This is a genomic window from Bacteroidota bacterium, from assembly GCA_020161395.1.
In the GTDB taxonomy this organism is placed as follows: domain Bacteria; phylum Bacteroidota; class Ignavibacteria; order Ignavibacteriales; family Ignavibacteriaceae; genus UTCHB3.
This window is the reverse complement of sequence record JAIUOE010000002.1, coordinates 367,554-380,656: the sequence shown is the minus strand read 5'-3', so window position 1 is coordinate 380,656 and position 13,103 is coordinate 367,554. Positions and strand designations below refer to the sequence as shown.

Annotated in this window: 11 protein-coding genes; 7 read left to right on the top strand and 4 right to left on the bottom strand. The window is 43.0% G+C overall.

Annotated elements, in window-relative coordinates; all coding sequences use genetic code 11:
• Positions 1-31: 31 nt before the first annotated feature.
• Positions 32-1,696, bottom strand: coding sequence for a CotH kinase family protein (locus LCH52_04195; protein ID MCA0387673.1), 1,665 nt, complete (start codon positions 1,694-1,696; stop codon positions 32-34).
• 186 nt (positions 1,697-1,882) lie between these two features.
• Here LCH52_04195 and LCH52_04190 point away from each other — a divergent pair, with 186 nt between their 5' ends.
• The 6 genes from LCH52_04190 (at position 1,883) to LCH52_04165 (ending at position 7,337) form a co-directional block, all read left to right on the top strand.
• On the top strand, positions 1,883-2,347 hold the full coding sequence (locus tag LCH52_04190; GenBank protein MCA0387672.1) for a transcriptional repressor: 465 nt from the start codon (positions 1,883-1,885) through the stop codon (positions 2,345-2,347).
• On the top strand, positions 2,328-2,558 hold the full coding sequence (locus LCH52_04185; protein ID MCA0387671.1) for a ferrous iron transport protein A: 231 nt from the start codon (positions 2,328-2,330) through the stop codon (positions 2,556-2,558). Before LCH52_04190 ends, LCH52_04185 begins: the two co-directional genes overlap by 20 nt.
• A 2-nt stretch (positions 2,559-2,560) precedes the next feature.
• Positions 2,561-4,597, top strand: coding sequence for a ferrous iron transporter B (locus tag LCH52_04180; protein MCA0387670.1), 2,037 nt, complete (start codon positions 2,561-2,563; stop codon positions 4,595-4,597).
• 18 nt (positions 4,598-4,615) lie between these two features.
• Positions 4,616-5,329 carry an MBL fold metallo-hydrolase gene (locus LCH52_04175; GenBank protein ID MCA0387669.1) on the top strand — a complete coding sequence of 238 codons (714 nt, stop codon included), beginning with the start codon at positions 4,616-4,618 and terminating at the stop codon, positions 5,327-5,329.
• Between the two features lie 64 nt (positions 5,330-5,393).
• The gene (locus LCH52_04170; protein MCA0387668.1) at positions 5,394-6,443 is read left to right on the top strand and encodes a hypothetical protein; all 1,050 of its coding nucleotides are present in this window, start codon (positions 5,394-5,396) and stop codon (positions 6,441-6,443) included.
• Positions 6,444-6,446: 3 nt separating this feature from the next.
• On the top strand, positions 6,447-7,337 hold the full coding sequence (locus tag LCH52_04165; protein ID MCA0387667.1) for an esterase family protein: 891 nt from the start codon (positions 6,447-6,449) through the stop codon (positions 7,335-7,337).
• Between the two features lie 93 nt (positions 7,338-7,430).
• Here LCH52_04165 and LCH52_04160 read toward each other — a convergent pair whose 3' ends face one another.
• Complete coding sequence (locus tag LCH52_04160) at positions 7,431-8,957, bottom strand: AbgT family transporter (protein ID MCA0387666.1); 1,527 nt, start codon at positions 8,955-8,957, stop codon at positions 7,431-7,433.
• Between the two features lie 79 nt (positions 8,958-9,036).
• A complete protein-coding gene (locus tag LCH52_04155; protein ID MCA0387665.1) occupies positions 9,037-10,545 on the bottom strand; it encodes a response regulator in 1,509 nt (502 codons plus the stop codon).
• 206 nt (positions 10,546-10,751) lie between these two features.
• Here LCH52_04155 and LCH52_04150 point away from each other — a divergent pair, with 206 nt between their 5' ends.
• Positions 10,752-11,675, top strand: coding sequence for a hypothetical protein (locus LCH52_04150; protein ID MCA0387664.1), 924 nt, complete (start codon positions 10,752-10,754; stop codon positions 11,673-11,675).
• Here LCH52_04150 and LCH52_04145 read toward each other — a convergent pair.
• Positions 11,605-13,053: an O-antigen ligase family protein gene (locus LCH52_04145; protein ID MCA0387663.1), complete on the bottom strand. Its 1,449-nt coding sequence runs from the start codon at positions 13,051-13,053 to the stop codon at positions 11,605-11,607. The genes LCH52_04150 and LCH52_04145 overlap by 71 nt on opposite strands.
• Positions 13,054-13,103: the final 50 nt, after the last annotated feature.

The following is a 13,103-nucleotide window of genomic DNA, read 5'->3' as shown; positions in this document are numbered from 1 at the left end:
AACGGGTTTACCTCGCTTGTATTGAAAAAAATTATTTCAAAAAAATCACTTTTGCAGTTTTCTTTTGCATTACACCATTTTCAGGGTAAAAGGAAATAACAACAGGATAAAAACCGGATGCCAGTCCCAAATTACCTGCATCAAATTCCACTTTATATCTCCCTTTTGTAACCTCGCCTGAGAAAAGTGTGGAAACGAGACTTCCGTCTGCGGAAAAGACGGAAATGTTTGCACTACCATTTCCCGGTATCTGATAATCAATATTAGTGACCGGATTAAACGGGTTCGGATAGTTGGAAATGAGGAGAATATCTTCAGGGAGGGGTTTCTCATCTTCGGTGGAAGTAAAGAGATTAATCGTGGAGTTAACCCAAAGGAGTCTACCATTAATCCAGTTTTTCAGGTAGTTGATCTCATCCTGATATGTTTGTCCCACATACCAGTTGGGCCAGATCCATTGACCAAGTATGGGCCATTTTTGGAAGTTGCGGGTTTGACTTTCGTTCAGATATGTCACCAGCGAATCTATTACACCAAAAATCCGGGTTTTATCGAAGGCTGTGTTTTTAAGTACAGCCCATCTTTCCTTCACTTTAGCTTTGAATCTTGGGGAGTCCTTAAATTTTTTCCACCAGAAGGGGACCTGGAAATAGTCATTGTAGAGGAAACTCGTATCGCCGGTGAGAACATCGAGCTGCCACCCGTTTCCGAGCCAGGCACTATAGTAGTTTGCATTTCCGAGGGAGTGGTTAAAATCCCATGCAGGACCGGCAAAAAGTTTCCTGTCCCTTGAGTCTCTGTCTTTGTACATAAAAGCACTCAAGCGGTATGCGTCCACATTCCTCGAAACTTCGCTGATGAGGAACATGTCGGCAAAAGAATTTTCATCAATAATTGAAGGGTAGCCATATAAGGAGTCCTCGAACTGAGGGGATGCCATGACGCCTTCAAAATTGGTTACGAACGCTCTTATGTAATTGATCTGCTGCGGGACAATATCGGAGGCTTTTGGTATGTGGAACTGATAATAAATTGACTGTGAGGCACCCGGGTAGGGAGGGTATGTTGAATACCAGCCTCCATTGTCTTCACCGTCAAGTTTGTCCACTTTAACGATGTAACCCCCTGTAAGGGCGTCACCCGTGATGTCAGTCGGGTTAAGTTTCTTAATCGGGACACGGTTGTTGTCGTTTTTAATTTTTTCCAACAGGAGGTATGTACCAATATACTCTCCATTCAGTACAAGTTCGAAATAGCGCGACCTTGAGGCATATCGACCGGTTTTTCTTGCCATATCATACACCAGGGTGTTTCGCATCAGGGTTTTGTCGTTGTACTCGGCATTAAAGACCCAGTCGTTTTCGGATGGCAAGCCGAGCAACTGTACATTAAGATTTTCCCCGGCTGAGTCTCTGGTCTCGACTGCATAGCCTTTTTTAGGGAACATCTGTGTGCTGGAGCCTCTGATTTCAATACCAATCTTACCGTTATAGTGATTTCGGGGATCGGTCATGTAATTGCGGACGCCCTCTCCATTATATATCACACCCATGTCGGCAGTTATTTTTTCATCATCAATAATAATCTGCCCGTTGGTATTGATAATTACGATGGGAAGATTGGATGATGTAAACTGTGCCTGTGCAAAAAACGGAAAGAGGAAAAGTAATACAAAGAATTTAATTATCGGGTTCAATTTAGTTGTATTTAATGGTTCAAAAATTGAATGATTTACATGGTAAATTAATTAAATAATATGATAAAAATCACTCAACAGGAGGGTTTGGAAAAATCTATTTGCAAGCCATGGAAATTTTATTTGTTTAATTGCCGGGTAAATGTTATTTTTATGTAGATTAAATCTAAATAATTTTAAGAAGAAGTGAAAAACAACCAGGCAACCGAGTTATTCAGAGACTTCCTCAAACGGGGGAGCAACAGAATAACACCCGAAAGATTTGAAGTTCTTGAAGCGGCATTGGAGTTCGATGGTCATTTCAGCGCCGATGAACTTTTTATATCGATGAAGAACAACCACTCGCATGTATCGCGGGCAACCGTGTATAATACACTCGAACTCCTCTGTCAGGCAGAACTTTTATCCCTCCGCAATTTTTCAAATAAAGTAAATTACTACGAAAGCAACTTCAAGAGACAGAATCACTTCCATCTGGTATGTATGGATTGTGGAAGGATCGTGGAATTTACTGACAACAGGCTCGAAGAGATGTCGAAAGAAATCGGTGAAAATCTGGGTTTTAAGACCTCGAGTTATTCCTACAACATTTTTGCCCGGTGTGAGAAAAAACCGGATTGCCCCTGGTATAATGGAAAAAAGAACGCTTGATTCTGCCCGTAAAGGGAAATATTTTACTGTGATGGCTCTGCCACACGGAGTGCTGAAAGTGCAGTTGATCAGATTTGGAATAAGCGAGGGAGACAGAATATTTTGTCTTGAGAGATTGCCGGGAGGCACTGTAGTTATACAGAAGAACCGTCAGGAGATTGCACTGGGATATGAACTTGCATCGCAGATATTAATTTCAGAAGAACTTTGACAATGAGAACAGAAGCCACGGGCATAAAAGTAAGCCCGAAAGATTTATTACAGACTCCAAATTTAAGCGAACCACTTGTAGAGAGAAAAAGGGTTGTCCTCGTTGGTAATCCCAATGTGGGCAAATCGCTTGTCTTCAATTATCTGAGTGGAGTTTATGTTGATGTATCGAATTTTCCCGGTACCACCGTATCAGTAAGTACGGGAACATGGAAAAATTATGAAATTCTTGATACCCCGGGAATATATGGTGTTTCATCATTTAACGATGAGGAGAGGGTTGCCCGGGATGTGATCATCGAAGCGGATATAGTGCTGAATGTTGTAAATTCACTCCATCTTGAAAGGGACCTCTTTCTTACAAAGCAACTGATTGAAATGGGAAAGAAGGTTACGATCGTTCTTAATTTCAGCGATGAAGTTAAAAGAAAAAAAATAAAAATAGATGCCGCCCGGCTGTCGGCACTTTTCGGTGTTGAGGTGATAGAGAGTTCTGCCGTCAGCAAGTCGGGTTTTGACCGTCTGCCTGAGGCAATTGAGAAAGCAAGAACGGGAAATGTCAGCGGTGAAATTACCGGAAGATTGAACCAGCACATCGTGAATAATCACGGCAGGGGAGTCGCTCTTCTCGTAGCTGAAGGTGATGAGGAAGTATCCGCCAAGTACGGCTTTGAATGTGGAAGTGCTGACGACCGTGAAGCCATTTATATTGAAAGAAGAAAAAGTGTAAATGAAATAATTGCCGATGTCGAGTATGAAGACACTTCAAAAGGGCGTTTTTTCAATATACTGGGAAGCCTTTCACTAAATCCCGTAACAGGAATACCGATTCTGGCGGTTGTACTGGTGGTTCTCTATTTTCTGGTTGGCGATTTGGTTGCACAGCGACTTGTAGGATTCACAGAGGACACGATAGGGAAGAGGTATTTTGAATTTTACACAAAGAGTTTTGTCGGTGAATTTACACCCGTTGATATTAAAGTAACCACCCTCGATCAGGATGGAAATGCAACAGGCACCAAAGAGTTTAATTTCAAAGAAGGAATCAAGTACGAACCGGAGCTGAAAAAATCATTTGAGGATGCTGCCGCAAACAAAGACACTCAGGTCGATTTTCATTTCAGCAATCCCATCGTAAAACTCTTCTTTGGTGAGTTTGGCGTTTTCAGCATGACAATTACCTATCTGCTGTTTCTTCTTTTACCCCTGGTGATAGCTTTTTATTTTGTCATGGCTATTCTCGAGGATTCAGGTTATTTGCCACGGCTTGCCACGATGATGGACCGGTCGCTCTCCAGAATCGGATTGAATGGAAGAGCGGTTATCCCGATTCTTCTCGGATTCGGATGCGTAACCATGGCAACCATTACCACCAGAATACTCGGAAGTGAACGGGAAAAAACCATCGCCACTGCGATTCTTCAATTTGTTATTCCCTGTTCTGCCCAGCTCGCTGTTATTGCAGTACTTGCAGGAACCGCCGGTCCTCAGGCAATGATGGTGTATGCAACGGTAATTGTAGCAATGATGATAACAGTTTCAACAGTTTTGCACAAGATGCTGCCCGGACAAAGCACTCCCTTGTTGATTGATTTGCCGATGATGCGTGTACCGAGGATAGACAATATTTTGAAAAAAACATGGTACAGGTCGACCGGTTTCATGAAAGAGGCAGCCTTATGGTTTTTCATCGGAGCGCTTGGAGTTGGAATTTTAGAGATAACGGGATTACTTGCAGTATTCACCAAATTCCTTGAACCGTTAACGGTTAACTGGCTGAAACTTCCTTCCGAGGCGTCTGTTGCCTTTGTGATGGGTACAGTCAGAAGAGATTTTGGAGCTGCGGGTCTGTTCGATCTGTCGCTTACCCCGATGCAGGTTGCCGTGTCACTGGTGGTGATTACTCTTTTTGTCCCTTGTATAGCATCATTCATGGTGATGTTGAAAGAGAGGGGCTGGAAAGAAGGCTTTACAATTTGGATCAGTGCATGGGTGATAGCGTTTTTTGTCGGCGGACTGACAGCAATGGTTGTAATTTAAATATGAGATGGCTTCTTTATGGTTAAATCCGAATATCCAATCTTCTGGGAAAAGGAAGATTTCAGTATCAAGATTTTTTGTTCAATTCCTGCCATTGCCACGGGTATTTTACTGCGAGCCGGTGAGACGAAGATAGTAATCGATCCAGGTGACGGGATACTTCGTGATCTTAATGAAGAACTTCACCCGGAGGAGATTTTATCGATCACAGATATTTTTATTACTCATGGTCATCATGATCATGTGGGTGGTGTATGGTCGTTGCTAACCTACCTTCGTGTTATGAGAAAACGCTCGCCAATGAACATCCACTATCCCGAAGGATGCTTCGAGATAGAAAGTATCTATAATGCATTCCGGACCGTTTACGGTCTCAGCACTTCCTACCCGATATACTTAAAGCCAATCATGGACTCGAAACGGTTCTCCCGTCACGGAGTATCAATCACTCCATTCCCCGTAAAGCACAGCGAAATGACAGGAAAAGGAAACGAAACCCGACTTGTGCCCGCCATCGGTTTTAAATTTGGATACGGCGGCAAGAAAATTTGCTACGGTGGTGATACTGCATACTGTGACGAACTTTTGCACCACGCCAAAGGAGCCGACCTTGCAATACTTGAAGCAGGTGAGGACGATGAAAGTGTACCGGGTATGCACATGACGATGGAAGAGGCTGAAAGAATCGGCAAAGCCGCCAAAGAATTTTTCCTTGTCCATGTCCCGCAATAAACCTTAATTTAAGGCTTATCTTAAAACTTTTTCGAACACAATCACAATCTACGAGGTTAATTAGATGAAGAGCATTCTGCTTTTACTGATATCAATGGTTATTTTCAATATCACTGCAACAGCCCAAAATGCCGACAGCATGGTTTTTAAAGGCGAGAAGAGACTAAAAAATATAAAAATGATCACTGACGGTGGTGAAAATGCAGAAGCCTATCTCTCGTTTGACAACAAAAAGTTGATATTTCAGGCAAAAACCAAGGGGATGGAGTGCGATCAGATATTCACAATGAATATTGACGGCACAGATAAGAAAATGGTTTCCACGGGTCATGGCAGAACCACCTGTTCTTATTTCATGCCCGGAGATGAATCAATTATCTATGCCTCCACACATATGGCAGATGCCAAATGCCCTGCCAATCCCGATTTTTCAAAAGGTTATGTCTGGAAACTTTACGATTCCTACGAAATATTTATTGCCGATAAAGACGGCAAAAACATCCGTCAGGTAACCAGCAATGACTCTTATGATGCAGAGGCAACAGTTTCGCCTAAAGGGGATAAAATAATTTTCACATCTCTCCGCGATGGTGATCCTGAACTGTACATCATGGACATAGACGGCAGCAACCAGAAGAGGCTCACTTTCGAAAAAGGATATGACGGCGGTGCATTTTTCTCCGGAGACGGTTCCAAAATTGTTTACAGGGCAAGCAGACCTAAAACTGAAAAAGAACTTAAGGATTATGACGAACTTGTAAAGGAAAAACTTGTAAGACCAGGAGCACTCGAGATATTTGTGATGGATGCTGACGGCAAAAACAAGGTTCAGGTAACGAATTTTGGCAAGGCAAGTTTCGCTCCCTTCTTCCATCCCGACGGTAAAAGAATAATTTTCTGTTCAAACGCTTTAAGTAAAGACCCGAGGAACTTCGATCTATACCTGATCAATACTGACGGCACAGGTCTCGAACAGGTTACATTCAACGAATCTTTTGACGGATTCCCCATGTTTACAAAGGATGGTAAACACCTCGTATTCGCCTCCAACAGATTTAACAAAGAAAAAGGTGATACAAATGTATTCTTTGCCGACTGGGTTGATGGAGAATAACAAGTGAGACCCGCAGCCAGAATACTCTTATTCCTTTTCCTTTTATTTGCCGGGACTCTCTATTCTCAGGATTCCGTAAATCTTGCTTTTTTCTCTCCAAAGGCAGAGTATGAGCAGCTTGACAAGAGAAAAGATGACAAGTCGACGATTATCAACAAACTTTTCATCTATACTCCGAAGGAATACAGGAAGAACAATACCAAGTATCCACTCGTTTATCTTCTTCACGGCTGGGCGGGTTCGTCTTATGACTGGAAAGTAAATTATGACATTCAGAAACTTGCTGACTTGTATAAGATGATCATCGTACTTCCTGACGGCTACTATGATTCCTGGTATGTGAACAGCAGTGACAGAAAAGAACTGCAGTATGAGAGTGCATTTTGGAAAAGGGTTGTCCCTTTCATCGAGAGCAAGTACCGGGTCGATGAAAAAAACAGGTTTATTACCGGCTTGAGTATGGGTGGACATGGTGCCATATCGTTTTATCTTAAAAAGGAAGGCTATTTCAAGGCTGCCGGATCGATGAGCGGAATATTGGACATCACCAAATTTTCCGGGAACTGGGGAATTAAAAAGAGACTCGGCGACTATGCAAAAAACAAAAAGGTTTGGGAAAAGAATTCGGCGATCCACCTTCTGAAAAGTTTCAAAGGGAAGAAAGATAACCTGAAAATCTTCATTACCTGTGGTAAAAAGGATTTTGCTTTTGGAGTCAATTCCTCCTTTGCAAAAGAGGCAGCAGCCAGAAAGATTCCGCATATAAACCTGGCTGATTCCGGAGACCACAACTGGGAATACTGGACGAGCCATGTGGAAAAACAGTTCCAGTTTTTTAGTCTCGTCTCGCAGAACAAATCGATGAAAGATATAAAGAAGATACTGAAACTGTAACTTCTCACTTTAAAACCGGAAGAAGAATTGACTACAGTATTTAATCAATTCTTCTTCCCGGATCTCAAAATAAATCCTGCAACAGCTTTTACCTCACGGATAATACAATCGGGAGCCGGGACCCAAGGGTAAATCCAGGGCCACCCATCCCACGAGCAACAACGACCAGATTATGAAGAATACCACGGTATAAGGTAACATGGTGGATATCAATGTCCCCAATCCGGCATTCTTGTCATATTTCTGAATCATTGCTATGATCAGGGCAAAATATGACATCATGGGTGAAATTACATTCGAGACGCTGTCACCCACTCTGTAAGCTGCCTGCGTAAATTCCGGGGAATAACCCAGCAGCATAAACATTGGAATGAAAACAGGTGCCATTATTGCCCATTTTGCTGAAGCTGAGCCCATGAAGAGATTTAGTATTGCAGTCAGAATAACGAATGAAATCATCAGGGGAATCTCACCGAGATTAAGTGACTTCAGTACAGTGGAGCCTTCAACGGCAATTATCAAACCAAGATTTGTTTTATTGAAATATGCAACAAACTGAGCCGCAAAGAAGACCAGCACAAGGTATGATCCGAGTGTTTCCATCGATTTACTCATCCCTCTCATGGCATCGGAATCACTCTTTATCGTTTTTGCAGCGATTCCATATGCAAGACCTGCGAGTCCTCCTCCAATAAAAATGATTGCTACAATTCCCGACATAAAAGGTGATTTTAGAATATCGTTTGTCTTTGGATCGCGAAGATACCCGTTTTCAGGAACGAGCCCGGCGATGATCACCAGTGTAAGAATAAAAACTACAGCAGAAGCCGACCATAAACCTTTTTTCTCGAGAGATGTTAGAGGTTTAAGTTCTTCAGGTTTTTCGTCTCCTGTATATTTCCCGAGTCGTGGGGCAACAAGTTTTTCTGTCACCCAGGTTCCTGCTGCTGCAATAATGAATGTCGAGACTGCGAGGAAGTAGTAATTTGCTGCCGGGTTTACAGAGTAGTTGGGTTCTATGATATGGGCTGCCTCCTGAGAGAGACCGGCGAGCAGGGGATCGATTGTGCCAAGAAGGAGATTGGCGCTGTAGCCTCCGGAAACTCCCGCAAAAGCGGCTGCGATTCCGAGAACAGGGTGTCTTCCCACAGCGAGAAAAATAATAGCTGCTAGGGGAATCAGAAGAACATATCCCACTTCACTCGCAGCATTTGACATCACACCGCAAAAAACGATTACAAAAGTGAGGATTTTTGCGGGTGCTTTTATGACAATCAGTCTCAATGCGGTGCCCATCAATCCGCTCCCTTCTGCAACTCCAATTCCAAGCAGTGCTACGAGCACCGTACCGAGCGGCGCAAAAGAGGTAAAATTATGAACCATCGAAGTAAGGATGTAATGAAGACCTTCAACCGAAAGGAGGTTGACGGGTTTAATCATCTCGTCTTTTGCGGGATGTTGAACCTCAAGCCCAAGCCAGGAAGCCACTCCGGAAGCGGCTACGATAAGAATGGCAAAAATCAGAAAGAGTGTTGCAGGATGAGGAAGAAGATTTCCCCCCTTTTCAATGATATTCAGGAATTTATCCCAAATACCCGCGTTAGCCGGTTTTGTTGACATAGTACTCCGAAAGATTAACAGATGTAGAAAGCTCTACATTATTAATTTATTTCGGAGAAAATTAGTTCATTAATAAAAATTATTTTTTATGTAACGGCAATGAGATAGAGACAGTTGTGCCTTCTCCCGGTTCGCTTTCAATTAATATCGTACCACCCTGTATTTCAACAAAATCTTTTGTGAGGAGCAGACCCATACCCGAACCCTGTTCCTTGTTCGTACCGGTGGTTGAGATGATTGACTCCATTTTAAAGAGTTTTGTAAGATTCTCGGCAGTTATTCCCATGCCACTGTCTTTTATCACAAGATTCACGAAATTGCCCGCCAGCCCGGCTGAGATCCTGACTTCACCTCCGTAATATGTAAACTTGATCGCATTCGATATAATGTTTCTTAAAATCATATCAAGCATGTTTCTGTCGCAAATTATGCTGACACCCGGTTCAACCTCGTTCAGCAAGGTGATGTTTTTTTTAAGGGCACTGGTTTCACTCGCGAAAACCACATCCCTGACAGCATCTCTTAAATTGGTTTCTGAAGGTTCAAACTCCAGTTTACCCGACTGAATTCTTGTCCAGGTAAGGAGATTTTCGATGAGGGCGTAGATTACCTTTGCAGATTCGTAAATACCTGAAGAGAATTCCCGGATTTCATCAGAATTGAGCTCATTATAATAGTTGTTCATCATCTCTGATAAACCAATCAATCCTGTAAACGGGGACTTGAGGTCGTGAGCGAGGATTGAAAGGAATTCATCCTTGGAATGATTTGCAGCTTTCAGTTCCTGTTCCGACTGGCGCAGGGCATCCTCGACGAGTTTCAGGGTCGTGATGTCCTGATTTGAAGCTCTTCTGCCGTAGTTTTTACCGTCTTTATCTGTGATGATGAGGGATTTGTGGGCTATCCACTTGATTTCGCCACTTTTGGTAACGATTCTGAATTGTCGCATAATCGGTTCAGTGGAATCGAAACCTGACTCGATGTCCTTCCAGATTTTTTCTCTGTCTTCGGGGTGAATTATTCTTCTGAGCAGTGCAGGGTCGTTCTCAAAATCCGAGGCTTCATATCCTGTTATTCTTTTTGCAGAGGGAGAAACATAGTTGAATTTGTTCATGTCATTCAGCCAGTATTCGAAATCGAACGAAAAATCTGCGAGCATCTGAAACTTTGCTTCACTGGCTTTCAGTTCCCTGTGCTGTTTGATGAGAGTGAGGTGTGCATTTATTCTTGCGTTAAGCTCATCGAAGTTGATCGGTTTGGTAACATAATCAACACCGCCGGCTTGAAATCCTTTAATCTTGTCGATTGTATCAGTCAGGGCGGTCAGGAAAATTATGGGGATATCCTCAGTTTCTTCCATTGCCTTGACAATCCTGCAAACCTCAAAACCGTCGAGGCCCGGCATTTTGATATCGAGGAGGATGAGATCAGGTAAAAAAGTTTGAAGCATCTGAAGTGCTTCATTGCCCGATTGTGACTGGGTTACCTCGTATCCTGCCTGTGTCAGTCTGATAAGAAGGTACTTAAGATTTGTTGCATCATCATCAACAACAAGAATTTTTGAGCCGCTATGATTGTACTGTTTCAAGTGAATTCAACAATTAATGGTTAATAGCTTTTTATATTTACGAAACATAGGTTAAATTACAAAGAAAATTAATAAAATTTCTAACAAAAACAGATATCGCCATCAAAATTTTTGCAGTAATTCCTGTTCTCGACGACCATCTTTCCCTAAAAACTTTATTAAACAACATTCTTACGGAAGAAAACACCGGTTATCTTACTTCGGTCGTGGTTGTATCAGGCTCGAAGAACAAGGAAATCGAGTGGACAGTAAGCCAGTCAGTCTCTGACGGGATTGAAATTGTTCTGTTGGAAAATCCTGCAAGATACACCCCCCATGCGTTGAATATTGGTGTCCGCTATGCTCTCGACCACGGGGCTGATCTGGTACAGATGCTCGGAGCACACAGCAGTCTGAATCCCGGTTACTTCAGAAATCTGGCTCTGGTTGCCGAAAGGGACAAAGAGGTATCGATATTCTCACCATGTTACGATTTTCCAAAAGCTGAGAGCATGATAGAACGGTCGATTCAGTTGTTTCATCTTTCGAGACTGGGAAGGAACTGGCAAAGGATATCCGGAGTCTCAAAACCTGTTCCCGGATTTGGGAGTGGTGCCTTTGCCGTTCGTAAGGAGGTTTTCGATTCGGTCGGTTTGTTCGATGAAAAATTTATCAGGAACCAGGACAATGAATTTTATCACAGGGCGGAGAAAAAAGGGTTTAAGGGATTCGCCTATCCTGAACTGGTTTACTATTACAGAACCAGGAAAACCCTGATAAAACTAAAGAAGCAAAACTTTGACTACGGGAAGTATTTCGCACTTGATCCCCTCAGTCACAGTCTTAAACAGGCTGCTCCGGCACTCTTCTATACTTTGCAGATTTCTTTGCTGTTGTTAACAGGGATACTTCATTTTTTCAATTCTTCACGCACCGCATTGTTCACCATCGGTTCGTTCATGATGATTCTGGGGATTTATCTGACGGCGGTTATGGTGGAAAGTTTCAGCAAGTTTCTGAAATACGGGCTGCCGGCGGTGAGCCTCCCGTCAATTCTTATTATGATGCATTTCTATTATGCTATGGGGAGCTTTTCGGGATTTCTGTTTGGATTTGGCGGGTCTTCCGGTAAAAATAAACAATCACCATAAAGCAAACCCAGAACGGAAGGTCGACCATCAGCCATCCGTGAGTAAGAATTCCTATTGATTCGAAGACTGACCTCGCAAAAAGTCCCACACCTACTGACAAAGATGCGGCAACCAGAATAAAACCATCCCTGTCCGTATTTCGTAACCCTTTCATTGCCCTTACAGCGAATAGAATGAACATTCCCGGCAGCCAAAAAGCTGAAAGAAGTCCGGGGAGACCGAGTTCTGTCTGTCTGAAGAGGAAAAAATTATGGGAGAGACCGCTGTCACCTGCTTCTTTGTAAAGACTTTTTATCATCATTTCCGCATAGCTTCCTTCTGAGGCGGTCATGTACTTGAAGAAGTAGTCCTTAAACTGGTCAGGACCCGTGCCAAGCAGAGGATGGTCTTTGATGGATTCCCACGACATAGCCCACAAATGATCCCTTACATTCAAAAATCGCTCAAAACGGAGCATCAGCGAAAGAAACTCGTTAACGGGAGGAATGAGGAAAGCAGCCAAAACAAGCACGATGACTCCTCCGAAAAAATGGAACCTGTATTTTGGGAAGACTATCAAAAAGAATGTAATACCACCGGCGAAGGCAGCGAGAAGTGCGGCTCTGGAATTTGAAATCAACAATGCCAGGGAGAGTGGCAGAAGAATTGCCAGGAGAAATCCCCTTCGCTGCATGTTCCGGTTATTTTTCAGGAAGAAATATGCCACGATAATCAGGAAAGAGACAGCGAGAGTTACACCCGAAAAATTTATATTTATATTCGTAAAGAGCCCGCCAAATCTGCTTGGTCCCTCCAGCAATGTATGTGCCGAGATACCCCCCGCAAAAATGGAATAGAGTATTGCAAATCCGTTGATCAAACCTGTGAGCAGGACGGTAGCCTGCAGGAGATACACATCTTTCAGGCTTTTTATATTCATGAAGATCAAAAACGCAAAAACAAAGAATACTGCCTGACGAAATGCCGCTGACAGTCCTTTTATTGGATTTATCGATACAAGAGAGGAAAGTACAATAAAAAAGAGAGTGAAAACTGCAAACAGGATTATCCCCCGGGGGATTTTCATCCGCTCATGCTTTTCCGGATCATCGAATGCAAACCATGCAAGAGATGCGAGTGACCATACGATTACTGCCACACGGAACGAAGGATCGAGTGTGCTGCTGGTAAGAAAGAGGAGAAGCATGACCACTACAAGATTAAACTCTCGACCTCCCGCTTTAATAAGGGCGTAGAAGAGAACCGCCCCGAGAAGAACCGGGACTGCCATTGCAGGCATAACTGCTGACACTGCAGCCGTAAGCAGCAAGGCAAGCAGGAATCCTGTGTCAGAGTTCTTGATTTCTGTAAGTGACCTGAGAATCAGAGAGTTTTCCAAAAAAATAAATTGTAAAGTGTGAATTTAACAATAAGCAGGAAAAAGGAGAG

Excerpts from the sequence above, each read along its gene's own strand:
- LCH52_04185 (MCA0387671.1), top strand. The coding sequence starts at position 2,328 with ATGGAAAAAAGAACGCTTGATTCTGCCCGTAAAGGGAAATATTTTACT.
- LCH52_04180 (MCA0387670.1), top strand. The coding sequence starts at position 2,561 with ATGAGAACAGAAGCCACGGGCATAAAAGTAAGCCCGAAAGATTTATTA.
- LCH52_04175 (MCA0387669.1), top strand. The coding sequence starts at position 4,616 with ATGGTTAAATCCGAATATCCAATCTTCTGGGAAAAGGAAGATTTCAGT.
- LCH52_04170 (MCA0387668.1), top strand. The coding sequence starts at position 5,394 with ATGAAGAGCATTCTGCTTTTACTGATATCAATGGTTATTTTCAATATC.
- LCH52_04160 (MCA0387666.1), bottom strand. The coding sequence starts at position 8,957 with ATGTCAACAAAACCGGCTAACGCGGGTATTTGGGATAAATTCCTGAAT.